The 26,973-nt window shown below is 68.7% G+C and carries 30 protein-coding genes; 17 read left to right on the plus strand and 13 right to left on the minus strand.

Annotated elements, in window-relative coordinates; translation table 11 throughout:
• Positions 1-29: 29 nt before the first annotated feature.
• Entirely contained in the window at positions 30-1,190 is a 1,161-nt protein-coding gene (locus ACSMFO_RS18580; RefSeq protein ID WP_228694861.1) for an NAD(P)-dependent malic enzyme, read from the minus strand.
• A 393-nt stretch (positions 1,191-1,583) separates the two neighbouring features.
• Here ACSMFO_RS18580 and ACSMFO_RS18585 point away from each other — a divergent pair, with 393 nt between their 5' ends.
• A complete protein-coding gene (locus ACSMFO_RS18585) occupies positions 1,584-2,189 on the plus strand; it encodes a dTDP-4-dehydrorhamnose 3,5-epimerase family protein (RefSeq protein ID WP_038508670.1) in 606 nt (201 codons plus the stop codon).
• Position 2,190: 1 nt separating this feature from the next.
• Here ACSMFO_RS18585 and ACSMFO_RS18590 read toward each other — a convergent pair whose 3' ends face one another.
• Entirely contained in the window at positions 2,191-3,798 is a 1,608-nt protein-coding gene (locus ACSMFO_RS18590) for a GMC oxidoreductase (protein ID WP_436459810.1), read from the minus strand.
• 167 nt (positions 3,799-3,965) lie between these two features.
• On the opposite strand from ACSMFO_RS18590, the gene ACSMFO_RS18595 reads away from it, so the two are divergent.
• Positions 3,966-4,637, plus strand: a complete 672-nt coding sequence (locus ACSMFO_RS18595; RefSeq protein WP_436459812.1) for a hypothetical protein — start codon at positions 3,966-3,968, stop codon at positions 4,635-4,637.
• A gap of 75 nt (positions 4,638-4,712) precedes the next feature.
• Here the strand turns inward: ACSMFO_RS18595 and ACSMFO_RS18600 are convergent, their stop codons facing one another.
• Positions 4,713-5,183, minus strand: a complete 471-nt coding sequence (locus ACSMFO_RS18600; protein WP_037341070.1) for a hotdog fold domain-containing protein — start codon at positions 5,181-5,183, stop codon at positions 4,713-4,715.
• Positions 5,184-5,245: 62 nt separating this feature from the next.
• Here ACSMFO_RS18600 and ACSMFO_RS18605 point away from each other — a divergent pair, with 62 nt between their 5' ends.
• Together ACSMFO_RS18605 and ACSMFO_RS18610 are read left to right on the plus strand one after the other, a co-directional pair.
• The gene (locus tag ACSMFO_RS18605) at positions 5,246-5,839 is read left to right on the plus strand and encodes an acid phosphatase (RefSeq protein WP_073848368.1); all 594 of its coding nucleotides are present in this window, start codon (positions 5,246-5,248) and stop codon (positions 5,837-5,839) included.
• Position 5,840: 1 nt separating this feature from the next.
• Complete coding sequence (locus ACSMFO_RS18610) at positions 5,841-6,320, plus strand: N-acetyltransferase family protein (protein ID WP_436459814.1); 480 nt, start codon at positions 5,841-5,843, stop codon at positions 6,318-6,320.
• Here ACSMFO_RS18610 and ACSMFO_RS18615 read toward each other — a convergent pair whose 3' ends face one another.
• The gene (locus tag ACSMFO_RS18615; protein WP_436459816.1) at positions 6,321-6,824 is read right to left on the minus strand and encodes a hypothetical protein; all 504 of its coding nucleotides are present in this window, start codon (positions 6,822-6,824) and stop codon (positions 6,321-6,323) included.
• A 283-nt stretch (positions 6,825-7,107) separates the two neighbouring features.
• Here ACSMFO_RS18615 and ACSMFO_RS18620 point away from each other — a divergent pair, with 283 nt between their 5' ends.
• Together ACSMFO_RS18620 and ACSMFO_RS18625 are read left to right on the plus strand one after the other, a co-directional pair.
• Positions 7,108-8,034 carry a diacylglycerol/lipid kinase family protein gene (locus ACSMFO_RS18620; protein ID WP_038508660.1) on the plus strand — a complete coding sequence of 309 codons (927 nt, stop codon included), beginning with the start codon at positions 7,108-7,110 and terminating at the stop codon, positions 8,032-8,034.
• A 273-nt stretch (positions 8,035-8,307) separates the two neighbouring features.
• Complete coding sequence (locus tag ACSMFO_RS18625) at positions 8,308-8,562, plus strand: WhiB family transcriptional regulator (RefSeq protein WP_007028999.1); 255 nt, start codon at positions 8,308-8,310, stop codon at positions 8,560-8,562.
• Between the two features lie 293 nt (positions 8,563-8,855).
• Here the strand turns inward: ACSMFO_RS18625 and ACSMFO_RS18630 are convergent, their stop codons facing one another.
• Positions 8,856-10,379 (minus strand): sensor histidine kinase, encoded by a 1,524-nt coding sequence (locus ACSMFO_RS18630; RefSeq protein WP_360094524.1) that lies wholly within the window; start codon positions 10,377-10,379, stop codon positions 8,856-8,858.
• Between the two features lie 106 nt (positions 10,380-10,485).
• On the opposite strand from ACSMFO_RS18630, the gene ACSMFO_RS18635 reads away from it, so the two are divergent.
• Positions 10,486-10,560 carry a 50S ribosomal protein bL37 gene (locus tag ACSMFO_RS18635; RefSeq protein WP_369299112.1) on the plus strand — a complete coding sequence of 25 codons (75 nt, stop codon included), beginning with the start codon at positions 10,486-10,488 and terminating at the stop codon, positions 10,558-10,560.
• A 69-nt stretch (positions 10,561-10,629) separates the two neighbouring features.
• Here ACSMFO_RS18635 and rsrA read toward each other — a convergent pair whose 3' ends face one another.
• Both rsrA and ACSMFO_RS18645 read right to left on the minus strand, forming a co-directional pair.
• Positions 10,630-10,953 (minus strand): mycothiol system anti-sigma-R factor, encoded by a 324-nt coding sequence (rsrA, locus tag ACSMFO_RS18640; protein WP_037341057.1) that lies wholly within the window; start codon positions 10,951-10,953, stop codon positions 10,630-10,632.
• The gene (locus ACSMFO_RS18645; RefSeq protein ID WP_026466946.1) at positions 10,950-11,588 is read right to left on the minus strand and encodes a sigma-70 family RNA polymerase sigma factor; all 639 of its coding nucleotides are present in this window, start codon (positions 11,586-11,588) and stop codon (positions 10,950-10,952) included. Before ACSMFO_RS18645 ends, rsrA begins: the two co-directional genes overlap by 4 nt.
• Positions 11,589-11,777: 189 nt before the next feature.
• On the opposite strand from ACSMFO_RS18645, the gene ybaK reads away from it, so the two are divergent.
• Both ybaK and ACSMFO_RS18655 read left to right on the plus strand, forming a co-directional pair.
• Entirely contained in the window at positions 11,778-12,254 is a 477-nt protein-coding gene (ybaK, locus tag ACSMFO_RS18650; protein WP_436459819.1) for a Cys-tRNA(Pro) deacylase, read from the plus strand.
• A gap of 578 nt (positions 12,255-12,832) precedes the next feature.
• Positions 12,833-13,396: a hypothetical protein gene (locus ACSMFO_RS18655; RefSeq protein WP_436459821.1), complete on the plus strand. Its 564-nt coding sequence runs from the start codon at positions 12,833-12,835 to the stop codon at positions 13,394-13,396.
• Here the strand turns inward: ACSMFO_RS18655 and ACSMFO_RS18660 are convergent.
• Positions 13,346-13,954 (minus strand): alpha/beta hydrolase family protein, encoded by a 609-nt coding sequence (locus tag ACSMFO_RS18660; RefSeq protein ID WP_436459823.1) that lies wholly within the window; start codon positions 13,952-13,954, stop codon positions 13,346-13,348. The two genes, ACSMFO_RS18655 and ACSMFO_RS18660, sit on opposite strands and share 51 nt — an antisense overlap.
• The gene (locus tag ACSMFO_RS18665; RefSeq protein WP_436459825.1) at positions 13,951-14,709 is read right to left on the minus strand and encodes an SOS response-associated peptidase; all 759 of its coding nucleotides are present in this window, start codon (positions 14,707-14,709) and stop codon (positions 13,951-13,953) included. Before ACSMFO_RS18665 ends, ACSMFO_RS18660 begins: the two co-directional genes overlap by 4 nt.
• Positions 14,710-14,810: 101 nt before the next feature.
• Here ACSMFO_RS18665 and rsgA point away from each other — a divergent pair, with 101 nt between their 5' ends.
• The 6 genes from rsgA to ACSMFO_RS18695 all read left to right on the plus strand — a co-directional run bounded on the left by rsgA (position 14,811) and on the right by ACSMFO_RS18695 (position 20,292).
• Positions 14,811-15,821, plus strand: a complete 1,011-nt coding sequence (gene rsgA, locus ACSMFO_RS18670) for a ribosome small subunit-dependent GTPase A (protein ID WP_038508649.1) — start codon at positions 14,811-14,813, stop codon at positions 15,819-15,821.
• Positions 15,822-15,881: 60 nt separating this feature from the next.
• A complete protein-coding gene (locus tag ACSMFO_RS18675) occupies positions 15,882-16,781 on the plus strand; it encodes a hypothetical protein (protein WP_436459827.1) in 900 nt (299 codons plus the stop codon).
• Positions 16,781-17,656 (plus strand): hypothetical protein, encoded by an 876-nt coding sequence (locus tag ACSMFO_RS18680; protein ID WP_436459829.1) that lies wholly within the window; start codon positions 16,781-16,783, stop codon positions 17,654-17,656. The genes ACSMFO_RS18675 and ACSMFO_RS18680 overlap by 1 nt, the downstream gene beginning before the upstream one ends.
• 142 nt (positions 17,657-17,798) lie before the next feature.
• Entirely contained in the window at positions 17,799-18,479 is a 681-nt protein-coding gene (locus ACSMFO_RS18685) for a hypothetical protein (RefSeq protein WP_038508640.1), read from the plus strand.
• A gap of 72 nt (positions 18,480-18,551) precedes the next feature.
• A complete protein-coding gene (locus tag ACSMFO_RS18690; RefSeq protein WP_436459831.1) occupies positions 18,552-19,346 on the plus strand; it encodes a hypothetical protein in 795 nt (264 codons plus the stop codon).
• Between the two features lie 61 nt (positions 19,347-19,407).
• The gene (locus ACSMFO_RS18695; RefSeq protein WP_436459832.1) at positions 19,408-20,292 is read left to right on the plus strand and encodes an NAD-dependent epimerase/dehydratase family protein; all 885 of its coding nucleotides are present in this window, start codon (positions 19,408-19,410) and stop codon (positions 20,290-20,292) included.
• A 71-nt stretch (positions 20,293-20,363) separates the two neighbouring features.
• Here ACSMFO_RS18695 and ACSMFO_RS18700 read toward each other — a convergent pair whose 3' ends face one another.
• The gene (locus tag ACSMFO_RS18700; RefSeq protein WP_436459833.1) at positions 20,364-20,855 is read right to left on the minus strand and encodes a DUF6912 family protein; all 492 of its coding nucleotides are present in this window, start codon (positions 20,853-20,855) and stop codon (positions 20,364-20,366) included.
• Positions 20,852-22,258, minus strand: a complete 1,407-nt coding sequence (locus ACSMFO_RS18705; RefSeq protein WP_038508632.1) for a WS/DGAT/MGAT family O-acyltransferase — start codon at positions 22,256-22,258, stop codon at positions 20,852-20,854. Before ACSMFO_RS18705 ends, ACSMFO_RS18700 begins: the two co-directional genes overlap by 4 nt.
• A gap of 34 nt (positions 22,259-22,292) precedes the next feature.
• On the opposite strand from ACSMFO_RS18705, the gene ACSMFO_RS18710 reads away from it, so the two are divergent.
• Positions 22,293-23,078, plus strand: a complete 786-nt coding sequence (locus tag ACSMFO_RS18710) for a TrmH family RNA methyltransferase (protein WP_436459835.1) — start codon at positions 22,293-22,295, stop codon at positions 23,076-23,078.
• Here the strand turns inward: ACSMFO_RS18710 and ACSMFO_RS18715 are convergent.
• A complete protein-coding gene (locus ACSMFO_RS18715) occupies positions 23,053-23,457 on the minus strand; it encodes an HAD-IA family hydrolase (protein ID WP_038508626.1) in 405 nt (134 codons plus the stop codon). The genes ACSMFO_RS18710 and ACSMFO_RS18715 overlap by 26 nt on opposite strands.
• Positions 23,458-23,569: 112 nt before the next feature.
• On the opposite strand from ACSMFO_RS18715, the gene ACSMFO_RS18720 reads away from it, so the two are divergent.
• Entirely contained in the window at positions 23,570-24,073 is a 504-nt protein-coding gene (locus ACSMFO_RS18720) for an Rv3235 family protein (protein ID WP_038508623.1), read from the plus strand.
• A 65-nt stretch (positions 24,074-24,138) separates the two neighbouring features.
• On the opposite strand, the gene secA is transcribed toward ACSMFO_RS18720, so the two are convergent.
• Positions 24,139-26,970, minus strand: coding sequence for a preprotein translocase subunit SecA (secA, locus tag ACSMFO_RS18725; protein ID WP_038508620.1), 2,832 nt, complete (start codon positions 26,968-26,970; stop codon positions 24,139-24,141).
• Between the last annotated feature and the right edge of the window lie 3 nt (positions 26,971-26,973).

Consider the following 26,973-nt stretch of genomic DNA (forward strand, 5'->3'; position numbering starts at 1 on the left):
TAGCACTCGAGAGAGCGTGAAAGGGACCGTCACACCACGCCGTCGGCCTCAGCGGCCTTCGCGACCGCGGCGGCCACCTCGGGCGCGACACGCGGGTCCAGCGGGCTCGGGACGATCCGGTCCGGGCCGAGGTCGTCCTGCGCGACGGCGAAGATCGCGTCGGCCGCCGCCAGTTTCATGTTCTCCGTGATCGCCCGCGCACCGGAGTCCAGCGCGCCGCGGAAGACGCCGGGGAACGCCAGCACGTTGTTGATCTGGTTCGGGAAGTCGCTGCGCCCGGTCGCCACGATCTTGGCGTACCGCGACGCCGCGACCGGGTGCACCTCCGGGTCGGGGTTGGACAGCGCGAACACGATCGCGTCGTCGGCCATCCCGGCCAGCAGGGTCTCGTCGATGGTCGCCCCGGACAGGCCGAGGAAGACGTCGGCGCCCTTCAGCGCCTCGCCGAGGCCGCCACGCAGGCCGGCCGTGTTCGTGGTCTCGGCGAGCTTCCGCTTGATCGGGTTCAGGCCCTCACGACCCTCGTGGATGATGCCGCGCGAGTCGAGCACGGTGACGTCGGCGACGCCGGCGTTCTGCAGGATCCTGGCGCAGGCCACACCCGCCGCGCCCGCTCCCGAGACGACCACGCGCTGGCCGGCGATGTCCTTGCCGAGGACCTGGTTCGCCCCGCGCAGCGCCGCCAGCGTGACGATCGCCGTCCCGTGCTGGTCGTCGTGCATGACCGGGCAGTCGAGAGCCTCCTTGAGGCGGTCCTCCAGCTCGAAGCAGCGCGGCGCCGAGATGTCCTCCAGGTTCACCGCGCCGAACGACGGGCGCAGCCGGACCAGGGTCTCGATGATCTCGTCGACGTCGGTGGTGTCGAGCACCAGCGGGATCGAGTCGAGCCCGCCGAAGGTCTTGAACAGGACCGACTTGCCCTCCATGACCGGCAGTGAAGCGCTCGCGCCGATGTCACCGAGGCCGAGCACCGCCGTACCGTCGCTGACCACCACGACCAGCCTGTCCGCCCACGTGTACCGCTTCGCCTTGGCCGCGTCCTCGGCGATCGCCCGGCTCACCTTCGCCACGCCAGGCGTGTACGCGACCGAAAGGTCACGCGGCGAGGAGATCGGTCGCGTGGCGGCCACGGAGAGCTTGCCGCCCTCGTGCCCCTCGAAGATCTCGGTGTCCGTCACTGGCGTGGTCATCGTGGTGGTTCCCGTCATTGCTTCCGCCGTGTCTAAGGACGGCGAAGTCTCGATTCGAGCGAAGGTCATTGGAATTCTCCTGGGACTGCGAGCGGGGGAACTGGCCGGTGAGCAGGCCAAATGGGCATGGCCCGGCCACCTGGGGTAACTCGTCCTCCGACACGGCAGCCCAGCGCGGTAGCGCCGGCCTGTCGGCGAAGCGTCCAATCGGCCATCGGTGCCGTGGGTGTGGCGACGGCCGCGGACGCAGCGGTCAGATCATTGTGACAGGCGTGCGGACCAGTGTGCCCCTCTGGTGCGGTTGATGTCACAAACGGCCCCGGGTTTCCGCAGCTCAAAAGAGGTTTCTCAAGACGTCCATCCGGTTTGGGAAGCGCTCGTTAGCATGGGGACATGCAAGCCAGGCGCCTCAGCATCCCCGACTGTTTCGAGTTCACTCCCCGGGCTTTCCCCGATCATCGCGGCCTGTTCGTGGCGCCGTACCAGGAAGAAGCGTTCGTCGAAGCGGTCGGGCACCGGCTTCGTCTCGGGCAGACCAACGCCAGCGTCTCGCGCCGCGGCGCCATCCGTGGCGTGCATTTCGCCGACACCCCGCCCGGGCAGGCGAAATACGTGTTCTGCCCGAGCGGTTCGCTGCTGGACGTCATCGTCGACCTCCGGGTCGGCTCGCCCACTTTCGGGGAATGGACGTCCGTTCTGCTCGACGGCACCGACTACAAAGCGGTCTACATCGCCGAAGGCCTGGGCCACGCCTTCATGGCTCTCGAAGACGAAACGGTCATGGCGTACCTCTGCTCCGAGCCGTACGCCCCGGCGGGCGAGCACGGCGTCAACCCGCTGGACGCCGATCTCGCGCTGCCCTGGCCTCAGGACATCGAACCCGTCGTGTCCGAAAAGGACACCGTGGCGCCCCTGCTGAAAGAAGCCCTGGAGCAGGGACTGCTGCCGCGGTACGACGACTGTGTGGCGTACTACGAGAAGTTGCGGTCCGCGAACTGAGTCAGCGCGCCACGTCCTCGGCCAGCACCCGTTCCACGTTCCGTTCCGCCAGCGCGGTGATCGTGACGAAGGGGTTCACCCCGGTGCTGCCGGGGATCAGCGATCCGTCGGTCACGTAGAGGTTCGGGTAGCCCTTCACCCGGCCGTACAGGTCGGTGGCCTCACCCAGCACCAGACCGCCCAACGGGTGATAGGTGAACCGGTTCTCGAACGACCTGGTATCCCCGAACAGGTCACTGCGGTAGATCGTGCGATTCGCCCGGTTGACCTTGTCGAACAACGACTTCGCCGCGTCGATCGACGGCTTCCCCTGCGAAGCGCGCCAGTGGAGACGTGCGGAGTCGCTCGCGGGGTCATAGGTGAAGTGGCCGCGTTCGGGGTTCTTCGTGATCGCCAGGTACAGGCTCAGCCAGGTCTCGACCCCGGCGGGCACCGGCGCGACCTCGGCGAAGACCGGGTTCACCGGGTCGTCCCACGCGTCGATGCCGAGCGCGGGCATTCCCGACTGCAGCGATCCGCCGAGATCCCACGCGTGGTTGGCGCGGCCCAGCATCACGTTGCCGTTGGTGCCCCAGCCGCGGCCGACCGCGTCGTTCAGTCCCGGCAGCGTCCCGGTTTCCCGTGCCCGCACGAGCAGTTCCGTCGAACCGAGGCTGCCGGCGCCCAGGAACAGGTATTTCGCGCCGAGTTGTTTCCTCGCCACGACCGCGCCGTCTTCGGAGGTCTCGTGCACGGTGAGGACATAGGTGCCGTCGGTCTGCCGGGTGATCCCGCGGACCTCGTGCAGCGTCTTGATGGTCACCTTCCCGGTGCCCAGCGCGGCCGCGAGGTAGGTCTTGTCGAGGGACCGTTTGCCGTGGTTGTTGCCGTAGATGACCTCGGAGGCGAGCGCCGACCTCGGCACCTTGCCCGCTTCTTCCCGCTTCATGTACTCGAAGTCGTAAACGCTGGGCACGAACACCGTCTTGAGTCCCGCGCGCGTCGCGGCCTTCCGGGACACCCTCGCGTAGCGATAGGAACGGCAGGTTTCGAACCAGCGCGGATCGATGTGGTTCACGCCGAGGGTCCGGTTGGCCCGGGGGAAGTACGTCCCGTACATCTCGTCCGCGTCGACGGCCGGCAGGATCTCCTCGAAGTACGACCGCCTCGGCGTCACGGCCATCGCGCCGTTGACCAGCGAACCGCCGCCGACGCCGCGTCCGACGTAGACGGACATGTCGCCGTGGCTCACCCTGTCGAGGACGCCGGGATAGCGCCCGATGTCCCGGTTCGCCAGGTCCATCCAGAGGAACGACGCGAGCGGGGCCTGCGTGCGGTTCTTGAACCACGCGGCGCGCCGGTCCGGCCGGAGCATGTCGCAGAAGACCTTGCCGTCCGGCCCGGGGTCGGCCCACAGTTTGCCCATTTCGAGCATGACCGTGGGAATCCCGGCCTCACCGAGGCGGAGGGCGGTGACCGCGGCGCCGTAGCCGGTGCCGATCACCACGGCCGCCGAGAAGCCCGGGGACACTTCTTCGGCCTGCGCGGTGGAAATCGTGGTCAGCCCGAGAGCGGCGGCGGAGTTGAGCGCGGTGTACCCGAGGAACTTGCGGCGCGACAGTGGGGACATGGGCCGATGATCGCCCGCTGTTCGAGCCGCCTTCAAGAGCGAATCCGAAGCAGATTCGCGTCAGCTGGGTAAACACCGTTTATTTTCACTCGAACGTGGCGATTCAGGGGTCCCTTGGGTGGCTTCCCCGATGTGGCTCGGACCGGCTCAGACCACTCTTTCGAGCCATGAGACGCCTTCTCGCCGCAACCGCGGCCGCACTGTCCGCAGCCGCCCTCTTCGCCTTCCCCGGCCACGCCTCCGCGGCGAAGCTACCGAACTTCGACTTCTCCGCCTGCCCCGCTCCGCCCGCCAACGCCGACCCCGGCACCTGGCGTTGCGAAGCCTTTGTCTCCCAAGGAGCCCTGACCATCGGCGACCGGGAGATCCCGCTCGGGGAGATGCGGCTGACGTTCTCCGAAGGCAGAGTGGACGGGAAGTTCGCGCAGGTGTTCGGCGAACTGCGGCACGCCCCGGCCCGGATCCGCGGCGCTTTCGGCACGACCCTGCAGCTGAAGTACGGCGGCTACTCCGACTTCCTGTCGAACGACGAGCGCCGCGGCGAGCTGGACCTCTACGCCGTCCTGCGGCATCCCTTGCTGCCCAAGGAATGCACGATCGGCACTCTCGACGCGCCGCTGCACTCGGTGGTCAAGGACGATCCCGCCGTCCCCTTCGAGGTGATCTCGCAGAACCCGAAGACGGTGAGGTTCGGCGTCGTCGACTCGCAGCTTGCCCTGCCGGGTACGACCGGCTGCGGCCCGCTGACGCGAGCGGCCGACGAGGTACTCGGCCTCCCGTCGGCGAGCGGGAAGAACACCTTCAAGCTGTCGACCTACGTGCAGTTCAAACCCCTCTGACCACCCGCGTTTCGTCCTCTGAATGCGGTAGTTGCACGCGCAAGGACCGCATTCAGAGGACGAAACGCCTGAGTCTTACTTCTTCTTGGTCACCCAGATGGTGATGGTCGCGGTCACGACGGGTTTCCCGTTCGTGTCCGTGATCGTCACCGGCACGGGGAGTTCGAAGCCCTCGTCGCCGAATTCCGGCAACTCCGGAAGCTCGGCGACGGCGCGCAGACTCGTCTCGGCCTTCGCGACGTACGCGACCGTCATGCCCTTCGGCAGCCAGCGATGCGTCGTGGGCACGGTCGCCTCGGCGAGCATGCCCATCGCGATTTCCGCGAGGTTGCAGGCCGCGATCGCGTGAAAAGTCTTGATGTGGTTGTAAACACCCCACCACTTCGGGGACGTCACCTCGCACCGGCCGGGACGCAGCTCGCGTACCGACGGGAGCACCGTCCGGAAGTACGGCACACGCAGGCACATCGCCGCCGAGAACAGCTGTTTGCCGACCGGCTTGCCCGCCAGCCGGTTCCACATCGCGTAGGTCGGATTCTGCGCCATCACGGTCTCCTCACCATGTTACTCACCAGTAGCATAACCGGACGGCAGGCTATATTCGCAACGTGGCACATCGGCTCTTCCTCCTCCGGCACGGTCAGACCGAGTGGTCAGTCAACGGACGGCACACCGGACGCACCGACATCCCGCTCACGGCCGCCGGCGAGGGGCAGGCCCGCGCGGCGGGCGGCACCCTGCGCGCGGTACTCGGCGGCAGCCCGGCGCTCGTCCTCTCCAGCCCCCGCACCCGGGCGCTGCGCACGGCCGAACTGGCCGGACTGCGCGTCGACGAGGTCACCGAAGAGCTGTCCGAATGGGACTACGGCGACTACGAGGGCGTCACGACCCCGGTGATCCGCGAGACCGTCCCCGGCTGGACGGTCTGGTCACACCCGATCCCCGGCGGCGAAAGCGCGGAAGACGTCAACTCCCGCGCGGACAAGCTGATCGACCGGATCCGCGAGCCGCTCGGCAGGGGTGACGTGATCCTGGTCGGCCATGGACATTTCAGCCGTGTCCTGGTCGCGCGCTGGATCGGCCTCCCGTCGACGGCGGGTGTCCACTTCGGACTCGACCCGGCCGGTGTCGCGGTGCTCGGCGACGAACGCGGCGAGCCGCAGATCGAACACCTCAACCTGCTCCCCACCACAGAGGACTGAAATGGACGACCGCATCCGGCGTATCCGCGAAGAAGACGTGGACGCCGTCGTCCAGCTCGTCTACGACCTCGCCGAGTTCGAACGCGCCCCGGACGAATGCCACCTCACGCCCGGGCAGCTGCGCGTCGCGCTGTTCGGCGAGGCGCCGGGCCTGTTCGGGCACGTCGCCGAGGTCGACGGCGAGATCGTCGGCTACGCGCTCTGGTTCCTCAACTTCTCCACCTGGCGCGGTGTGCACGGCATCTACCTGGAGGACCTCTACGTCCGCCCCGAACAGCGCGGCTCCGGCCTCGGCAAAGCGCTCCTGGCCACCCTCGCGGCGGTCTGCGTCGAGCGCGGCTACGCCCGTCTGGAGTGGTCGGTGCTCAACTGGAACCCGGCACAGGGGTTCTACAAGTCGCTCGGCGCGGTGCCGATGGACGAATGGACCGTCGACCGCCTCACCGACGAACCCCTGAAGGCACTCGCCGACCAGGTCTAGTCAGGAGTCGCGTTCCTCGCGCTCACGACGCGCCGCACGGCCCGCGGCACCGTCCCGTTCGGCGGCCTCTTCCTCGGTCTCGCCTTCCTGCATCCCGAGCGCCCACGCGCGCGAAGGGCGGCGGAACAGCAGCACGACGACGGCGACGCCGACCAGCCCCAGCGGCACACCCCACAACGGCTGCCCGGACGGCCCCGCGCCGTACCAGCCGACGCCCACCAGGATCAGCGCGACGACCACGCCGGGCGACCTCGCCCACGTCTTCCCCATCATCAGCCCGGCGGCGCAGGCCAGCGTCCCGGCGGCGAGGACGAGGTAGTAGGCGACTTCGGCCAGGAGGTTCTCGGGCCCGGCCCGGCCGTTGACCAGGAGCAGGATCGCGAACACGATCAGGGCGAGCCCCGGCAGCGCGGTGACGGCGCCGGCGAGGCGGACTTCACGGGGCGCGGGCGAGAGCTTGTCGGCGATGGACACGGCGAAACAGCCTTCCAGGCTTCCGGACACGGTGCTCCGCCAGGGCGGGTCACCGTACGTGAGCACTTTCGATCGTATGCCACCCGGTCGGCCGGTTTCCCCTCGCCGCCGCAGGGGAAGAATTGGCGGTGTCGTCGATGAGCGGGCGGTCGGCCCGGGTGCACTTGTCACGACGCGCGGCGGAACAACAGCACGATGAGGAGGAACGCCCGCCACAGGGTCATAAGGTGCTGCTTCGAGGACGCACCGGCCACTGAGCTTCGCGTCACCTGACGCTCCCCTCTTCGGGCCGACGTCACTTACCCTGCGGTATGTGCGTGCCATCCTCGTCGTGAATCCCCAGGCCACCTCGACCACCGCCGGTGGCCGTGACGTGCTGGCGCACGCACTGGCCAGCCAGGTCAAACTCGACGTGGTGGAGACCGACTACCGCGGCCACGCGATGGCCGTGGCGCGGTCCGCCGCCCGCGACGGGATCGACCTGGTGGTCGCCCACGGCGGCGACGGCACGGTCAACGAGGTGGTCAACGGTCTCCTCGCGGACGCCGACGGCGATCCGGCGAAGGTCGGCGACGTCCCCATGCTCGGTGTCGTACCGGGCGGCTCGGCGAACGTCTTCGCCCGCGCGCTCGGGATCGCGCACGATCCCGTCGAAGCGACCCATCAGCTCCTCAACGCCATCGAGAACGACCGAAGCCGCAAAGTCGGCCTCGGGATCGCCGACGGCCACTGGTTCACCTTCAACGCCGGCCTGGGCTGGGACGCCGACGTCGTCGGCCGCGTGGCCAAGCGCCGGGGCAAGCAGACCACCGCGGGGCTCTATCTGAGGGCCGCGGTGGCGTCGCATCTGCGGCCTCCGCTCGGTCGTCCGCCCCTCACGGTCCGCATCCCGGGTGAAGAGCCCACCGAAGTGCTGACCGCTTTCGTGTCGAACACCGATCCGTGGAGCTACCTGGGCGACCGTCCCGTCCACCTGAACCCGGACAGCTCGTTCGACACCGGACTGGGCCTTTTCGCGTTGAGCGGTCTGGGATTGCCCACCGTGTTCAAGCATGTACGGCAGGCATTGCTCACGAAGAGCGACCAACGCGGGCGACGTCTCCTTCGTCACGATGACCTGCCGATGATCCGCATAGACGCTGCTGAACCGGTAAACTTCCAGGTGGACGGCGACCTCGTCGGCCAGCGGAAGAGGGTGGAGTTCTTCAGCGTCCCGGGAGCACTGACGGTAATCGTCTGACGACCGGACCGCTGATCGCCTGCGGCAAAGTACGAACTGCCGCTCATCGACGCAGAACCTCCGCTCACCGCATCGGCCTTCCCATCGGAAGGCCGTTTCGGAACGAAACCGCAGGTCAGAAGCGTCGCTCGGCCGGGTGAGCTGACTCACCGATCTTCAGAAAACCCTTGTCGAAACGGGTGCTTCGTGAAAGCATTCACAAGCACCCAAAAAAACGACCGCCATGACGACTATGGCGCGGAGTACCGCGCCGTTATGAAGGAGCTCAGAAACATGGACTGGCGCCACGACGCGGCCTGCCGAGACGAGGACCCCGAGCTGTTCTTCCCGGTGGGAACCAGCGGTCCTGCTCTGTCGCAGGTAGCGCAGGCGAAGGCCGTGTGCCACCGCTGCACCGTCGCTTCCGACTGCTTGGCCTGGGCATTGGCCAGCGGGCAGGACGCAGGCGTCTGGGGCGGGATGAGCGAGGACGAGCGACGGGCCCTGAAGCGCCGTCGTACGCACATCGGCACGCGTACCTCCGCCTGAGTTTTTCAACTCACGCACGCTTCATCGCATCACCAAAAACTGAGTAACAACCCCAAGCCTCGGGTAATCCCGCGGTGCAGTGGCTCTATGGCCCTGCGTCGCGAGGTGACACCTACCCGACTTGAGCTTAACAAGCGAGGCCGACACGCCCCCGAGGGGGTGTGGCTTCAGCGGGCTTTCACAAGTCCTCCCGCGGAACCGTTACAGGGCCGGCGCCACTTCTCTTCGGGCGCCGGCCCTAAAACGTGTCCGGGTGGGACTGTCCATTGAGGATGATCAAACGCGACAGTCCACTACAGACGTCGCGACAGCGGGATGCGCAAGGCGGCTTCGGTGCCCAGCCTGCGACCGCCGGTCTCTTCGGAATCCCCGCGCAATCCCCGGATCGACAGCGATCCGCGCAGTTCCGACTCCACGAGGGTCCGCACGATCTGAAGACCGAGGCCGTCGCTGCGTTCCAGCGAGAACCCCGAGGGCAGCCCGCGCCCGTTGTCGCGGATGACGACATCGAGCCAGCGCGCCGAGCGCTCCACCACGAGTTCGACCTTGCCCGGCCGTCCATCGGGGAAGGCGTGCTCGATGGCGTTCTGGACCAGCTCGGCCAGCACCATCACCAACGGCGTCGCGATCTCGGCGACGACGACGCCGAACGAACCCGTGCGCGAAAGCCCGACCTGCGATTCGGCCGTCGCGACCTCGCCGACCATCGGGAGGACGTTGTCGAGCAGCTTGTCGAGATCGACCCGCTCGTCCACCGAGATGGACAACGCCTCGTGCACCATCGCGATCGACGAGACGCGGCGCACGGATTCGCCGAGCGCGAGCCGCGCCTCCTCGCTGGAGGTCCGGCGCGACTGGAGCCGCAGCAACGCGGCGACGGTCTGCAGGTTGTTCTTCACCCGGTGATGGATCTCGCGGATCGTCGCGTCCTTCGAAAGGAGGGCGCGGTCACGGCGCTTCACTTCGGTGACGTCGCGCACCAGAACCAGCGCGCCCGCCGGCTGCCCGGCGGGCCGCAGCGGCAGCGCACGGAACAGCACGACGGCGCCACGCCGGGAATCCGCCTCCGTGCGGCTGCTGGGCTTGCCGTCGAGTGCCTCGATGATCCGGTGCGACACCTCGGTCGCGTCGAACGGGTCACGGATGAGCGACCTGGTCAGCGGCGCGAGGCGCTGGCCGACGAGATCCGATTCGTGCCCCATCCGGTGGTAGGCCGACAACCCGTTCGGGCTGGCGAAGACCACGGTGCCGGTCGGGTCGAGGCGGATGAGGCCGTCGCCGACCCGCGGGCTGGTGTGGGTGTCCGTCTGGTTACCCGGGCTGGGGAAGGTGCCGTCGACGATCATCTGGCACAGGTCGCCCGCGCTGCCGAGATAGGCGATCTCGAGCGGGCTCGGCACCCGCGAGGCGGCCAGGTTGGTCTCCCGGGACAGGACGGCGATCACCGAGCCGCCGAACACCACCGGGATGGCCTCGCGCCGCATCGGCAGGTCGCGGTACCAATGCGGGTCCTCTTCGCGGCAGATCCGCACCTCGCGGCTCGCCTTGGCCAGCTGCGGATGCTCGTCCTCGGTGAACCGGGAGCCGACGACGTCCTCCGGATGGGCGGTCGGCGCCGTCGTCGGGCGCGCGTGCGCGACGCAGACGAAGTCGCCGCCATCGGGCTGTAGCTCCTCCGACACGGCGACCCAGAGCAGGAAGTCGGCGAAGGACAGGTCGGCCAGCAGCTGCCATTCGGCGACCACGGTCTGGAGATGGTCCGCGGCTTGACCGGACAGGCCGGTGTTCTCCGCGAGGAGATCGGAAAGGGTGGACACGTCCCCATCCAAGCAGGGTGAGGGCCGCATGACACACTGGAGAGGTTGACCCTGGCCCAGCGGTGTCGTATCACCCCGCGCGGGCCACTCGGACGAGGAGTGAAACATGTCGAAGCGCGCCCGCAAGCGTCGCGACCGTAAGAAGAACGGCGCGAACCACGGCAAGAAGCCCAACTCCTGATCATCGATCAGACGACGAAGGCCCCCGCACCGATCCGGTACGGGGGCCTTCGTGTGTCCTGGGCCGTGGTTACTCGAACGTCTGCTCGATCTTGACCTCGGTGCGCTCGATGGTGATCGAGCCCTTGGTCTGCACGGTCTGGCGGATGGAGGCCCGCAGCCGGGACTTCAGGTCGTCCGGCGCGTGGTCGCCACCGCACTTGCGGGCGAGCAGCTGCTTGATGTGCTCGTCGATGCCGTATTCCTCAAGGCACGGCGGGCAGTCCTCGATGTGCTTGCGCAGGGCGGCGTCGCGCTCGGCGCTGCACTCCTTGTCCAGGAGCAGGTAGATGTCGGCGAGGGCCTCCTCGCACCTGACCTTGTCGTCCGCTCCGGCGCAGTAGTCCTCGCTCATCGCCCCGCCACCTCCTGCTGTTTGCCCGCGCGGATGAAGCCGCGCTCGCGCGCGACGTCGGCGAGCAGGTCACGGAGCTGGGCGCGGCCGCGGTGCAGCCGGGACATCACGGTGCCGATGGGCGTGTCCATGATCTCGGCGATCTCCTTGTACGCGAAACCTTCGACATCGGCGAGGTAGACCGCGAGGCGGAACTCCTCGGGCAGCTTCTGCAGCGCTTCCTTGACGTCGGCGTCGGGCAGGTTGTCCATCGCCTCGACCTCGGCCGAGCGCAACCCGCTGGAGGTGTGGCTCTCCGCCTTGGCGATCTGCCAGTCGGTGATCTCCTCGGTGGGCTGCTGCACCGGCTGGCGCTGACGCTTGCGATAGCCGTTGATGTAGGTGTTCGTGAGGATGCGGTACATCCACGCCTTGAGGTTCGTACCCGCCTTGAAAGACGCGAAGGCCGCGTACGCCTTCAGGTACGTCTCCTGGACGAGGTCCTCGGCGTCGGCGGGATTCCGGGTCATCCGCATGGCGGCCGAGTACAACTGGTCGAGCAGGGGCATCGCGTCCCGCTCGAAGCGCTCGGCCCGCGCGGCCGCCTCTTCGGCGTCCGTGCCCGTGTCCGGCGCGGGATTCTGCGTGCTCGGCAAACCGTTCCCTTCCCGATCGGCGTCGATGCGCTTGTGCGCATGAGACGTCGCCGAGTTTACGCGCGGACGGATCACCTGGCCGCCCGGCGTGCGCGGGATCAGGATTCGGGGGGCTTCGAGTGTGGTGGACACATGGCTTCCAACAGTGGTGACCGGTGATGCATTCCCCCGGGTTCGTACACTCCGGCCATGGCAGGCAAGGGAACCCCGGCGACGGCGCTGCTGGTGAAGCAGAAAGTGGCGCACGTGCTGCACGCCTACGACCACGACCCGCGGGCGGAGTCGTACGGCCTCGAAGCCGTCGAAGCGCTGGGGCTCGACCCCGCGCGCGTGTTCAAGACACTGGTCGCCGAGGTCGACGGGAAACTGACCGTCGGCGTGGTCCCGGTCACCGGTCAGCTGGATCTGAAGGCGCTGGCGGCCGCCGTGGGCGGGAAGAAGGCGAAGATGGCCGACCCCGCCGCCGCGCAGCGCGCGACGGGGTACGTGCTCGGCGGGATCTCGCCGCTCGGGCACCGGAGCAGGCTGCCGGTGGTGATCGACTCGTCGGCGGAGAAGTTCGAGACCGTGCACTGCTCGGCGGGGCGGCGCGGGCTGGAGGTCGAACTCGCGCCCGGCGATCTGGCGCGGCTCACCGGCGCCGTGGTGGCCCCGATCGCCGGCTGACCACTCCCGGCGTTTAGTCCTCTGAATGCGGTAGTCGCGCGTGCAAGGCCGCGGTATGGGTGTCGCCCGGTACTCGGTCCTGGTGTCACCAATGACGCTCATTGGGGACACCAGAACCGAACCTGACCCTGAAGGCAGTGAAGGGTGAATGTCCGTTTGATGTATATATGTGCGGCTTTCGATGGGGGTCGTGAGTGATAAAGAGCGTTCTAACGCTCTTTATCACTCACGACCCCCATCGTGAACGCTCGAATCGGGCACGATCACCCCGAAAGTGTCCCCTGCGGACAGCCGAGAAGGAGTCAGGCCACCGTGACACGCCCTCCGTCACCCACTTGACCAGCGGATAGACACCCCGCCAACACCGTCAGCCACAGCACGCACCAGCCGGAACAGGCGGCCGAGACCTACCCCGTCCGAATAAACCAAGAGCATCACTCGACGTCCCAAATCCTTCATGGACACGGCTGACCACTCACCCGTGAGAGGGAGTGCGGTCGGTCCCCAGCGGGAAGATCACGCGGCCGCGCCAGGGAATCGTCATCGGCGAACGAACGACGACTCCCGGGAGCGACGAAATGACCGAGACCTTGCCCGGCGTACCGAGATGGGCGAACCTCGCCGCCCACGCGGCGGCGCTGGTGACGGTGCCGTCCGGGCTGTGGCGGATCGCGATGGGCCTCGGCCTCCCGGTCGGGTTCACCGCGCGAGGGCTGGCCGAGTTCGGGATCCCCGGCTGGGGCACGGCCTACGTCTTCGGCCTGAGCCTGCTCTCCGAAGCGCTCGCGTTCCTCACCCTCGGGCTGGTCCGGCCGTGGGGTGAGGTCTGGCCGCGCTGGATCCCGGGGCTGCGCGGCCGCCGGATCCCGCCGCTCGCGGCGATCCTCCCGGCCGCCGCGGGGGCGATCGCCTTGATCGGGCTGAGCGTCCAGTGGCTGTTCCGCTGGACTCAGGCCGGGTCTTCGGTGCCGCCGGGAACCAGGGAGGACTCGCCGGTCTACGACATCGTCATGGCCGCCTGTTACGCGCCGCTCCTGCTCTGGGGCCCGCTGCTGGCCGTGGTCACCGTGCACTACGCCCGGCGACGGTTCTCAGGTCAGCGGCCGCAGCACACGCTCCAGCCACTCGGCGGCCGCGCGTGACACGCCGTCGAGGTCGGCGCTGAGGTTGTGATCCCCCTGGAGCACCACGATCTCGTGATGCGGCCCGGCCTTGGGAAGGCCGAACGGGTCCCGTTCACCCTGCACCACCAGGGTCGGGACCTCGACGGCGTCCAATTCACCCTGCCGGCTCTTCTCCGGTTTTCCCGGCGGATGCTCGGGGAAGGCCAGGCAGAGCACCGCCACCGCCTGCCCCGCCGCGGCGGTCCGGCAGGCGACGCGGGCCCCGGACGACCGGCCCCCGAACACGATCGGGAGGTCGTCGAAGCGCTCGGAGATCTCGTCGGCCACGGTGAGCCAGGCGGTGTCGAGCTGGGTGGCGGGGGCGGGCGCCCGGCGGCCGGCCACCCGGTACGGCTGCTCGACGAGCGCGACGTGGACGCCGGCCGCCTGCGCCGCGCGGGTGACCGCGACCAGGTCCTTCGCCCCGATCCCGCCGCCCGCGCCGTGCCCGAGCATCAGGACCGCGACCCCTTCTTCGGCACAGTGCAGCTCGGCCCGCGCGGGGCCGTAGGCGGTGTCGATCTCGAGTTTCGTCATGGGTTCGGCAGCTCGAAGAGCGCGCTGTCGGCGGCGGGTTCCACGCGGTCCAGCAGCTGCGGGCCGTTGTTGCGGACGTTGTTGACCAGGCTGGACACCGGCCGCAGCTCGATCGTGTCGACCAGGTCCACCGGGGGCGGGACGAGCAGATCCGTGACGTCGGGACGGTCCGGATCGAGCCAGGTGTCCCACTTCTCGCGCGGCATCAGCAGCGGCATGCGGTGGTGGATGTCGGTGAGCCTGCCGACCGAGTCCGTGGTGATCACGGAGAAGGTGATCAGCGGATCGGCGTCCTTGTCCTCCTTCGGCCGCCAGGTCTCCCAGATCCCGGCGAACGCGAGCGAGCCGTCACCCGGTCCGGTCATGAAGAAGGGCTGCTTCTCCTTGCCGTCACGCCGCCACTCGTACCAGCCGTCGGCGGGGACCAGGCAGCGCCTCGCCGAGACCGCCTTCTTGAAGGACGGCTTCTCCTTCGCCGTCTCGGCGCGCGTGTTGATCATCTTCGAGCCGACACCGGGGTCCTTCGCCCAGAACGGGACCAGGCCCCAGCGCATCATCCGCAGCGACCGGACGGCGGGTTCGTCTTCGAGCACCGCGCCGTCGGCGTCACGCGGATGCCGTTGCACGACGGTGGGCACGTCCTTGGTCGGCGCCACGTTGTGATCGGTCCGGATCCGGCCTTCGGTCAGGTCCACCGCGGCGAACTCGTCGATCAGCGCCGCCGGGTCCTTGGTGGCGGCATAACGCCCGCACATGCGAAAACCTCCCTAATCGACAGCCATCGTTACACGCCGGCCAGACGATGGCGAGCAGCATGGGATCATTGTTCCGCGGTGTTCGAAGAGCAGGAGGCGGTTTGGCGGGCAAGGACTGGCGCAGGCTGGACGAATCCGACGTGCGGATCCGTCCCGGCAAGGGCACCAGGCCGCGCAGCAAACGCCGTCCCGAGCACGCGGACGCCTCCACGGCGATGGTCATCGGCAAGGACCGCGGCCGCTGGACCTGCGCGATCGACTCCGATCCGGACCGCGTCGTCACCGCGATGCGGGCCCGTGAACTGGGCCGGGTCCCGGTCGTCGTCGGCGACACCGTCGGCATCGTCGGCGACGTGAGCGGGAAACCGGACACCCTCGCCCGCATCATCCGGGTGGACGAGCGCTCCAGTGTGCTGCGCCGGACCGCGGACGACACCGACCCCTTCGAACGAGTGGTGGTCGCCAACGCCGAGCAGCTGCTGATCGTGACCGCGCTGGCCGATCCCCCGCCGCGCACCGGATTCATCGACCGGTGTCTCGTCGCCTGTTACGCGGGCGGTCTCGAGCCGGTCCTCTGCCTGACGAAGGCCGACCTCGCGAGCCCGGACGAACTCCTCGCCGGCTACGCGGGCCTCGACATCCCGGCCGTGGTCACCCGGCACGACGAACATCCGGAAGAACTGACCGGGCGGCTCAAGGGCAGGCTCACCGCGCTGGTCGGGCATTCCGGGGTCGGGAAGTCCACTTTGGTCAATCGCCTGGTGCCCGACGCCGGACTGGCGACCGGCGTGGTCAGCGCGGTCGGCAAGGGCAGGCACACGTCCGTCGCGGCCGTCGCGCTCCCCCTGCCCGGCGGCGGCTGGGTGGTCGACACCCCCGGCGTCCGCTCGTTCGGGCTGGCACATGTGACCGCCGACGACATCGTGCTCGCGTTCGAGGAATTCGCCGCGGCCGCCGAAGAGTGTCCGTCCGGCTGCGGTCATCTCGGACCGCCTTCGGACCCGGACTGCGCGCTCGACGACGTGGTCACGGATGGTGACGCCAGTCACGAGCGACTGGAGTCTTTGCGCCGCCTTTTGGGTTCCCGGGCCGGGCATGACGACGATCGGTAACTAAATCCGATCTTGCGCGATACCCCGTTCGGATTAGATCAACTTTTCTGAGGGGTCCACTTGAAGCGCGTAACCATGCTCGCCGCCATCACCACGGCCGCCGTCCTGGCGCTGTCCGCTTGCGGTGGCGAGACGCAGCCCGGCGCGGCTGCTCCCGCTCCTGCTCCTTCCGAGGGGAAGAGCCTGCTTTCGTCGCCGCTCGGCGACCCGATCCAGCTCGCGGCGCTGACCCGCGAGAGCACCAAGAAGGCCAAGTCCTCGAAGGTCTCCATGGAGGCCTCCTCCGGTGGCCAGACCATGACCGTGACCGGCCAGGGGCTGTACGACGGCGAGAACAGCAAGTTCTCGATGTCGATGGACAGCGACGGCAAGAAGATGGACATCCTGTTCGTCGACAAGGCGCTGTACTTCAAGCTCGACGCCGCCGACAAGGCGGAGATGAAGACCGACAAGGAGTACGTGAAGGTCTCGGCCGACGGCCAGGACCCGCTCTCTCAGCTGCTCGGCAAGATGATGTCGAAGGCCGTCAAGGACAGCGACCCGTCGCGCACCCTCGAGCAGGTTTCGAAGGCGGGCAAGATCACGAAGTCGGACCAGGTCGAGCTGAACGGCGAGCTGACCAACCACTACGTGATCGACATCGAGGTCGAGAAGGCGATCGCGCTCGTCGTGGGCGAAGCCGGTGTGCCGCTCCCGCCGGAGGCGCAGAAGCAGCTCGACGCGAAGCTCAAGGGCAAGAACATCACCATCCCCACCGAGCTGTGGCTCAACGCCGACAACCTTCCGCTGCAGGTCACCATGGACCAGACCGCGTTCATGAAGGCGCTGGGCGCTCCCGGTGAGGGTTCGGCGAAGGCCACGATCAAGTACACCGACTGGGGAACGCCGATCACCGTCACCGCCCCGCCCGCCGACCAGGTCGGCGACCTGGCCGAGATCATGAAGAAGGCCGGACGCTGATGCGTCCCACCTTCAAGCTCGCCGCGGTGGCCGCGGCCCTGACCCTCGTGGTCACGGGCTGCGGCACCCGCCCTGGCGCGACGGCCGAGAACAACGGCGGCGAGCTCGCGCTGGCCAACCCGTTCACCGACGCGTTCGGCCTCGTCGAGGCCGCGAAGCAGGGGACGCGGAAGACGAAGTCGTCCAAGACGACCATCGACGCCATCACCAAAGACGCCAAGGTCACGGGCACCCTGCTGGCGTACTACGACGGTCCGGCCTCGAAGATCGAGGCGAACATGACCATCGCGGGCGAAGCAGGCGTCCTGCGTCTGGTCGACCAGACGCTGTACCTCAAGCTGCCCCCGTCGGAACAGGCCGAACTCAAGACGGACAAGGCCTGGGGGAAGATCGAGCTGAACAGCGCGGATCCCCGGGCGAAGGCCATGGGGAAGGCCTTGCTGCGGTCGTTCGAGATGGGCGACCCGGCGAAACAGCTGGAGTTGATCGAGAAGGCCGGGCGGATCATCCGGTCCGAGCAGACCCAGCTGGACGGCGTCCCGGTGAACCACTACTTCGTCGAGTACGACGTCAAGAAGCAGATCGAACTGTTCCTCGGCGGCGATGTCCCCGCCGACCAGCGGGCCGAGATCGAGAAGCGACTCGGGGACAAAGATCTGCGGGTTCCGGCCGAATTGTGGTTCAACGCCGAGCAGCTCCCGCTGAAGCTGACCATGGACCTGACCTCGGTCATGAAGTCGGCCGGAGCATCTGAAGCCGGCGAGGTCAAGTCGACCTACACCTACAGCGACTGGGGCACGCCGGTGAACGTCACCGCACCGCCGGCCGCCGAGGTGGCCGACTACACCGAATTGCTGAAGAAGGCGGGCAACTAACCCCTGCCCGCGCGTGAAGGCCTCCTTCCCTCGACTGAGCCGAGGGAAGGAGGCCTTCACGCGTTTCCGAACCATCGGACGGTGGAAATTCACGCGACAGGCACTACGGTGGTGGTACAGACCATTCACCCGAGGGAGTCCCATGCGTGCCACCGGATTCGCCGTCGTCTGTAGCGCTCTCCTGCTCGTGGGCGGCTGTTCCGGCGAAGAGAAACCGGCGGCGCGACCGGTGAACGACGCGGCGCAACTGGCCACGGTCGCCGCCGCGGGCACGCAAAAGGCCCGTTCGTCCAAGATCTCGCTCGAAACCACCGCGGAGGACGGCCGCAAGGTCGTGGTCACCAGTTCCGGGCTCTACGAGGGGCCGAACAGCAAGTTCTCCATGGTCGCCGAGGTCGCGGGTGAGAAACGGGACCTGATCTTCGCCGACGGCGTCCTCTACTACCACCTGTCGGACACGCAGGTCCAGGAGCTCAAGACCGACAAGGAATGGGTCAAGATCACCGCCGACGGCAAGGACTCGCTCTCCACCGCCAACGGCGCGCTGATGACGAACGTCGTCGAGACGATGGATCCGACCCGGACGATCGAGCGGATCTCGAAGTCGGGCAAGGTCACCAAATCCGAACAGGCCGACGTGAACGGCACGGCCGCCACGCGGTACGTCCTCGACCTCGGTGGCGCGCCGGCCGAGGTGTGGCTGGACGCCGAGCAGCGCCCGGTGCAGGTCAGCATGGGCAAGGCGACGGTCAAATACGACAGCTGGGCTTCGGACGTGGTGATCATCGCGCCGCCGCCCGAGGCGGTCGGCGACAGCCGCTGAGCCGTTCCCCCGATCGGGGCGTGGCCCGCTGCTGTGTTTCGCTTGGGTGCCCGCGATCGAAAGCAGGTCCTCATGCGGAGAACGGCCCTGTCCACCGTCGTGCTCGTACTCGGTGTGCTGCTCGCCGCCTGTGACGGCGACTCCGTCTCGTTCGCCGACGCCCGCGCGCTCGCCGACGGGGCCACGTCCGCCATGAACGGCAAGGCCGCGAAGTTCACCACCGACGTCACGGCGGGCACGATGCGGTCGAAGAGCCAGGGGCAGGCCAAGGTCGCGGGAACGGGTACCGCGCTGGCCATGACCACGGACTTCCTCGGCGAGCCGATCGAACTCCGGCTGGTCGACAAGATCGTCTTCGCCAAAGTCCCCGAGACCGCCCGCGAGGAGGTGCCCGGCGGGAAACCGTGGGTCAAGGTCTCCCCCGATGGCGCCGATCCGTTCTCGCAGGTCGCCGGGGGCAGCATCGACCAACTCGCGAAGCAGAACGACCCCGCCCGCGCGCTCGACCAGGTGCGGAAGGCGGGCACGGTCACCGGATCCGAGCACGGCGAACTCGACGGGATGTCCGCCGAGCGCTATCGGCTGGACGTCGACCTGGCCGCGCTGGGCGGTGACCTGCCCGCCGGTTTGTCGGCCGAGGCCGTCGCCGAACTGCGGGGCAAGGTCGGGAAGCTCCCCATGGAGGTCTGGCTCGACGACGCGCGCTTGCCGCTGCAGATCGTGCTCGACCTCGCCCCCGTCCTCGCCGCTTCCGGGGCCCCGGACAGCGCGACCGCCAAGATCGTCACGCGCTACAGCGAGTGGGGAACGCAGGCCGACATCCAAGCGCCTCCGCCGGAGGAGATCGGGGAGATCCCGGCGGGCTGATCCGTCACGTTCCGCTCCCCCGTCTCGTCGGGTTCGTGAAGGCCGGATTCGAGGAGCGAACATGCGCGTGATGGTGATCGGGGCGACCGGGATGCTGGGGCGTCCGCTGGTGCGGCGTCTGCTGGCCGAAGGCCACGAGGTGAGCGGCCTTGCCCGCGACGTGGACCGGGTCGCCGCGGTGCGCGCGACCGGCGCGGAACCGGCGCGGGGGTCCCTGTTCGACGTCGATTCGCTGGCAGGCGCGCTGCGGAGGCACGACGCGGTGGTGAACGTCGCGACCCGGATCCCGGACGCGCGGCGGGCGATGAAGCTGTCCGGCTGGGCCGAGAACGACCGCGTGCGGATCACCGGCAGCCAGACCCTGGCGGCCGCCGTGCGACGGGTCGGCGAGCTGGGAATCGTGGTGCAGGAAGGGATTTCGTTCGTCTACGCCGACGGCGGCGACGAGGAACTGGACGAGGACGCGCCGCTCGCGCTGCGCGGCAACATCGCGTCTTCGACGATGGCGCACGCGAACATCGCGGAGCTGGCGGACGAGGGACGCACCGCGATCCGGTTGCGGATCGGGCTGCTGGTCGGCGACGACCCGATGACCAGGACGATGCTGGCGGCCGCGCGGCGGGGCTCGCCGCTGGTCTTCGGCCGCCGGACCGACTGGACCGCGGCGATCCATCCGGACGACGCGGCGGGGGGCGCGATCGCGGCGTTGCGGGCGCCGAGCGGCGTCTACAACCTGGCCGCGGATCCGGTGCGGAAACAGGAACTCGGCGAGGCGATGGCCGCCGCGGCCGGGGTCCGGCGGCCGCGTGCGCTGCCGAAGTGGCTGGCGAACCGGCTCGGCCTGATGGCGGTGCTGGCGCGCTCGCAGCGCGTCGTCTCGACCCGGCTCACCGAGGCGACCGGCTGGCGCCCCGAACGCCCGGTGCCCGGCCCGTCTTGGTTCTGACGCGTTTCGTCCTCTGAATGCGGTCCTTGCGCGTGCAAGGACCGCATTCAGAGGACGAAACGCGAGAGGGGCTAGAGGAGTTCCAGCAGGAACGGCAGCTCTTGGGGCGCGTACCAGGCGAGTTCGTGGTCTTCGGCGTCGCCGAGAGTGAACTCGGCGTCCGGATCGCCGAGGTCGGCCTGGTCGATCACCGCGGCGGCGGCCTGGACGGACTCGGCGGCTTCGGCCGCGTCGACGTGGATCGCGGCGACGTCGGCGATCTTCACCGGCCCGGCCAGCCGGACGACGGCGGCGTCGAGATCCGGGCGCAGCGTGACCTCGTCGATGTCGGCCGAGATCACCACCCGCCGCGGCTCGGGCTTCTCCTCGGCCGCGATCAGCCGGAGCGACGCCCTGGCGGCGTCGAGCAGCGCGGCGTACTCGAGTTCTTCGTCGGATCCGTTGGCGTAGGACTCCCGCAGCGCCGGGGTCAGCGCGAATCCGGTGCCGCTGCGCGCCCGGAGCTCTCCGGCGGTTTCGAGCTCACGGAGCATCGCGATCGTCCCGGGTAGATAGACCCTCACCAGTGCGCACCCTTCAGCTCTTCCAACGATTCCTCGATCATCCCGGCGAGCAGGTCCACATCGGACACGGCCTTGCGATCGCCGTTCAGTCCGAAGTAGACACCACCGTGATACGAGGTGACCCCGATCGCCAGCGCCTGATTGCGCACCAGCGGCATGACCGGGAACATCTCCACCATCTTCGCCTGTCCCGCGTAGAGCGGCACCTGCGGGCCCGGCGAGTTCGTGATCAGCACGTTGAAAATACGTCCCGACATCGACCCGGCCACCCGCGCGCCGAGCGAATGCAGCGTCGGCGGGGCGAAACCGCCGACCGTCAGCAGCCCGCGCGCGGCGACCGAACGGCCAGAGTCGAGGTGGTCCGCCATCGCATGGCCGATGTGCTGCAGCCGCAGGACCGCGTTCGGCTCCCCGACCGGGAGATCGACCAGGTAGGCGTCGACCTGGTTGCCGACCAGCGCCGGCGTCGAGTACTCGGCCGTCTCGGCGTCGCGGACGGCCATCGGCACGAGCGCGCGCACGGTGGTCGTCGCGGTCAGGTTCGAGCCGCGGGAGAGCAGCCATTCCCGCAGCGCGCCGGTGATCACCGCGACCACGACGTCGTTGACCGTGCCGCCGTGCGCGGCGCGGACCTTGCGGAGATCCTCCAGCCGCGTGCGGACCCCGGCGAACATGCGGCCGCCGGAGGTGCGGACGTTGAGCGGCCCGGACGGCGCCGGATTCACCATGGTCTTCAGCGCAGAAGCGACGTCGCCGACCGTTTCGGTGACCTTGCCCGCCATCGCGGTGGCGTCGTGGGCGATGGAGCGGACGTTCTCCACCAGCTCCGTCGGCCGCTGCACGGTCTCGGCGACCGCGTCGAGGATCAGCTGCGTGCGGCTCGGTTCCCGGCGCGGATGCCAGGTGTCGTCGAACGGTTCCGGCTCCTGCGGGGTGGCGTCGAGGATCAGCTGCCCGATCTCGATGGTGCCGATCCCGTCCACGACCGACTGATGCGTCTTGGTCACCAGCGCGACGCGGTCGCCCGCGAGCCCCTCGACGAAGTACGCCTCCCAGAGCGGCCTTCCCGGGTCGAGCCGCCGCGACATCAGCCGCGCCACGAGGTCGAACAGCTGACCGTCGGAGCCCGGCTGGGGCAGCGCGGACCGCCGGACGTGGTAGTTCAGGTCGAAGTCGACGTCGTCGACCCACACCGGCCGGGCGAGGTGACCGGGCACCTCCAGCACCCGCTGCCGGTAGCGCGGCAGGAACGCCAGGCGCTGCCCGATCAGGTCGAGCAGCCGCTCGTGGGTGAAGCCCTCGCGCGGTCGCTCGAAGATCGCCACGCCGCCGACGTGCATCGGGGTCGAGTGGTCTTCCACGTACAGGAACGAGGCGTCCAGCGCGGAGAGGCGGTCGGGCATGGGCCGATCCTTACATAGTGGGACACTCGCCGGTGTGGGTGATGAGTCGGTGATCTCGCCGAAGGACCGGTTCCTGACGGTGTACGGCCGCAAACCGGTGCTCGAGGCATTGGACGACGCGGCGCTCGAGGTGGACAAGGTGATCCTCGCCGACACCGTGCGCGGGCCGAACGCCGCCGAGATCCAGCGTGCCGCGAAAGCCGCCGGGGTGCCGGTGCAGCGGGCGAGCGCGCATCGCGTCAAGGTGCTGGCTGGCAACGGCAAGCAGGACCAGGGCGTGCTGGCCGACGTCGTCGCCCCGCGTATGCGGTCGTTGCACGCGGCGCTGTCCGACGGCAGGCCGCCCTCGCGGGTGCTGCTGCTCGACGGCATCACCACCCCGGCGAACGTCGGGATGATCCTGCGCACGGCGACCGCCGCCGGACTGGAGGGGGTCGTGGTGCCGCGGCGCGGGGTCGCCGCCCTCGACCCGATGGTGGTCAAGGCTTCGGCAGGGGTCGCGTTCCGCGCGCCGGTGCTGCGGTGCGGCAGCGCGCGCGAGGCGGCCGAGATGCTCACCGAGGCCGGTTACGGGATCTACGCGCTGGGCGCTTCGGCACGCAGCTCGGTGTTCGACGTCGAACTGCCGCAGCGCGCGGCGTTCGTGCTGGGCGGGGAGACGAACGGCGTCGGCGCCGAGGTCGGCGAACTGGTGACGGACTGGGTGTCGATCCCGATGCCCGGCGAAGTCGAGTCGCTGAACGTCTCGGCCGCCGCCGCGGTGCTGTCGTTCGAGCTGGTGCGCCGGGCGGCCACTAAGGCTTCGGGAACAACGCGCTGAGCTCGGTCAGCGTCTCCTCGACCGACGTGTGGTGCACTCCCGCCATCCCGGCCGCGATCGCCGCGCGGACGTTGTGCGCGGCGTCGTCGACGAACACGCACCGGTCGGCGGGCAGGTCGAGCAGACCCGCGGTGAGCAGGTAGACCTCGCGTTCGGGTTTGGCCACGCCGACCTCGCCGGAGAAGACGAGCGCGTCGAAGAACGGACCGAGTGACCGCTTGGCCTCGTCCGACGCGCCGGGGGCGTTCGAGAGCAAGGCCGTTTTGATGCCGCGCTCCCTGACCGAGCGCAGGAAGGCGTACAGCTCGTCCGCGCCCACGTCCGTGAGCACCCCGGCGTAGTCGACGACCAGCCCTTTCAGCACGCGCTCACCGTACACAAGCGATCACCGCCCGGTTCATCCTCTCGGGCGGTCCTTGTCGCGGCTTCGCCCGCCGCCTGCCCCTTAGTTGCTGGGCGTGGCCGAGGGGGCCGCGGAGGGGGACTGCTCGATGAAGTCGTACGTACTGAGACGGCTCGAACCGTACGAACCGCCGTACCGGGTCGCCGACCGGCCGGACGGCCTGGTGCACCGGGCGGCGTCGCCGGACAACCAGCTCGTGCTGGATCTGCCGCTGGCCGGGGAAAGCGTCGTGGAGGAACCGCTGCCGTCACCGGACACCCCGGACGGCAGGCAGATCGGCAGGCTGCTGACCACCATCCTCGAAGCGTGTGACGGCCGCCGTCCGGCGGTCCAGGTGCGGCCGATCCTCGACCCGGCGCTCCACCACGCACTGCTCGAAAGCGGCCTTCGTCGTCCAGCGGGCGGCTACCGGCCGAAGTCGGTGCACCTGGGTCACCCGGCGGACGGCGTCGTCGAAGCCTGCGCGACCGTCGAACAGAACGGACGCTGCCTCGCCTTGGCCGCCCGCTTCGAACGGACGCCGTCGGGCTGGGTGTGCACCCGCTTCCATCTGCTGAAGCCTCCGCGACGGGTCTCCGCGCTCGCGGCCTGATGCGCGTGAAGGCCTCCTTCCCTCGGTTCAGCCGAGGGAAGGAGGCCTTCACGCGCTTGGGGCCTTTAGCGGCGCGGGCCCTTCTTGCCCTTCTTCTGGGAGGCGCGCTGCGCGGCGCGACGCTCCCGGCGGGTTCCGCTCTGGTCGCCACCGGCGCTGCCAGCACTGTCCGAATGCGACTCGACGCCGCCGTCTTCGGAGGGGCCCGACATGGTCAGCCCGGTCTGCGAACCACCGCCGAGTCCCTTGCCCCGCAAGGCGGAAGGCACGGATTCGGTGTCGGTCGCCGGACCCTGCGGAGGCGTCGGGCGGGCGTGCCTGCCGTCGCCGTTCGCGGCCTGGCCGTTCCCGGAGCCGACACCGGCGGGCAGCGCGGACGCGGACTCGGGCGCCGGGGTGGTGGGCTCGGCCTGCTCGACCTGGAGGTTGAACAGGAAGCCGACGGCCTCCTCCTTCAGCGACTCCAGCATCGCGCGGAACATGTCGTAGCCCTCGCGCTGGTACTCGATGACCGGGTCGCGCTGCGCCAGGGCACGCATGCCGATGCCCTCCTTGAGATAGTCCATCTCGTAGAGGTGCTCACGCCACTTGCGGTCGAGCACGGTGAGCATCACCTGACGCTCCAGGCTCCGCATCGCGCCTTCGCCGACCTTGCCGTCGATCTCGGCCTCGCGCTCGTCGTACGCGCGGTGGGCGTCTTCGAGCAGCGCCTCACGCAGCCTGTCGGCGTCGAGGTCGTCGTCCTCGGTGAGCTCTTCCCAGGTGACCTTGACCGGGTACAGCTGCTTCAGCGCCGTCCACAGCTTCTCGTGGTCCCAGTCCTCCGCGTAGCCCGAAGAGGTCTCCTCGGTGACGTACGCGTTGATGACGTCGACCAGCATGTGCTCGATCTGCTCGCGCAGATCTTCGCCTTCGAGGACGCGCAGACGCTCGGCGTAGATCACCTTGCGCTGCTCGTTCATGACCTCGTCGTACTTGAGGACGTTCTTGCGGATCTCCATGTTCTGCTGCTCGACCTGCGTCTGAGCGCTCTTGATCGCCTTGGAGACCATCTTGTGCTCGATCGGCACGTCGTCCGGCAGCCGCATGGTGGTCATGACCCGCTCGACCATCGTCGCGTTGAAGCGGCGCATGAGCTCGTCACCGAGCGACAGGTAGAACCGGGACTCGCCCGGGTCGCCCTGACGGCCGGAACGACCGCGGAGCTGGTTGTCGATCCGGCGCGACTCGTGCCGCTCGGTGCCGAGCACGTAGAGCCCGCCGGCCTCGCGGACCTCCTCGGCCTCGGCCTTCGTGTCGGCCTGGACCTCTTCGAGCACCTTCGGCCAGGCGGCCTCGTACTCCTCGGAGTGCTCCACCGGGTCGAGGCCGCGGTCGCGCAGCACCTCGTCGGCGATGATGTCCGGGTTGCCGCCGAGCACGATGTCGGTACCGCGGCCCGCCATGTTGGTGGCGACCGTGACCGCGCCCTTGCGCCCGGCGCGGGCGACGATCAGCGCCTCCCGGTCGTGGTGCTTGGCGTTGAGGACCTCGTGCGGGACACCCAGCTTGAGCAGCAGCTTCGACAGGTGCTCGGACTTCTCGACACTCGTGGTGCCGACCAGCACCGGCTGGCCCTTCTCGTGCCGCTCGGCGATGTCCTCGGCGACGGCCTCGAACTTGGCCTGCTCGGTCTTGTAGATCAGGTCGGCCTGGTCGGCGCGGACCATCGGCTTGTTCGTCGGGATCGGCACCACACCCAGCTTGTAGGTCTGGTGGAACTCGGCCGCCTCGGTCTCGGCGGTACCGGTCATCCCCGACAGCTTGTCGTAGAGCCGGAAGTAGTTCTGCAGCGTGATCGTGGCGAGCGTCTGGTTCTCGGCCTTGATCTCGACGCCTTCCTTGGCCTCGATCGCCTGGTGCATGCCCTCGTTGTAGCGGCGGCCGTGCAGGATGCGGCCGGTGAACTCGTCGACGATGAGGACCTCGCCGTCGCGGACGATGTAGTCCTTGTCGCGCTTGTAGAGCTCCTTGACCTTCAGCGCGTTGTTCAGGTAGCCGACCAGCGGCGTGTTCGCGGCCTCGTAGAGGTTGTCGATGCCGAGCTGGTCCTCGACGAAGGCGACACCCTTTTCGGTGACACCGACGGTGCGTTTGCGGATGTCCACCTCGTAGTGGATGTCCGCCTTCATCAGCGGGGTCATCCGGGCGAACTCGACGTACCAGCGCGAGGACTGGTCGGCCGGGCCGGAGATGATCAGCGGCGTCCGGGCCTCGTCGATGAGGATGGAGTCCACCTCGTCGACGATCGCGAAGTTGTGGCCGCGCTGCACGCAGTCCTCGAGGCTCCACGCCATGTTGTCGCGGAGGTAGTCGAAGCCGAACTCGTTGTTCGTGCCGTGCGTGATGTCGGCGGCGTACTGCTGGCGGCGGACCTCGGGCGTCTGGTCGGCCAGGATGACCCCGACCTCGAGGCCGAGGAAGCGGTGGATGCGGCCCATCCACTCGGCGTCACGTTTGGCGAGGTAGTCGTTCACCGTGATGACGTGCACGCCCTTGCCGGACACGGCGTTCAGGTACGCGGGGAGGACCTGGGTCAGGGTCTTGCCCTCACCGGTCTTCATCTCCGAGACCTGGCCGAGGTGCAGCGCGGCGCCGCCCATCAGCTGGACGTCGTAGGGACGCTGGCCGAGCACGCGCCAAGCCGCTTCCCTCGCCACCGCGAACGCCTCCGGCAGGAGGTCGTCGAGTGACTCGCCGTCCGCGTGCCGTTTACGGAACTCCTCGGTCTTGGCCCGCAGCGCGGTGTCCGAAAGTTCCTTGACGTCGTCTTCGAGGGTGTTGATGTGATCGGCGATGTGTCGCAGCCGCTTCACCATTTTGCCCTCGCCCGCGCGGAGCAGGCGGTTCAGCACCATCCG

Source organism: Amycolatopsis sp. w19, assembly GCF_051373225.1.
Classification (GTDB): Bacteria; Actinomycetota; Actinomycetes; order Mycobacteriales; family Pseudonocardiaceae; genus Amycolatopsis; species Amycolatopsis japonica.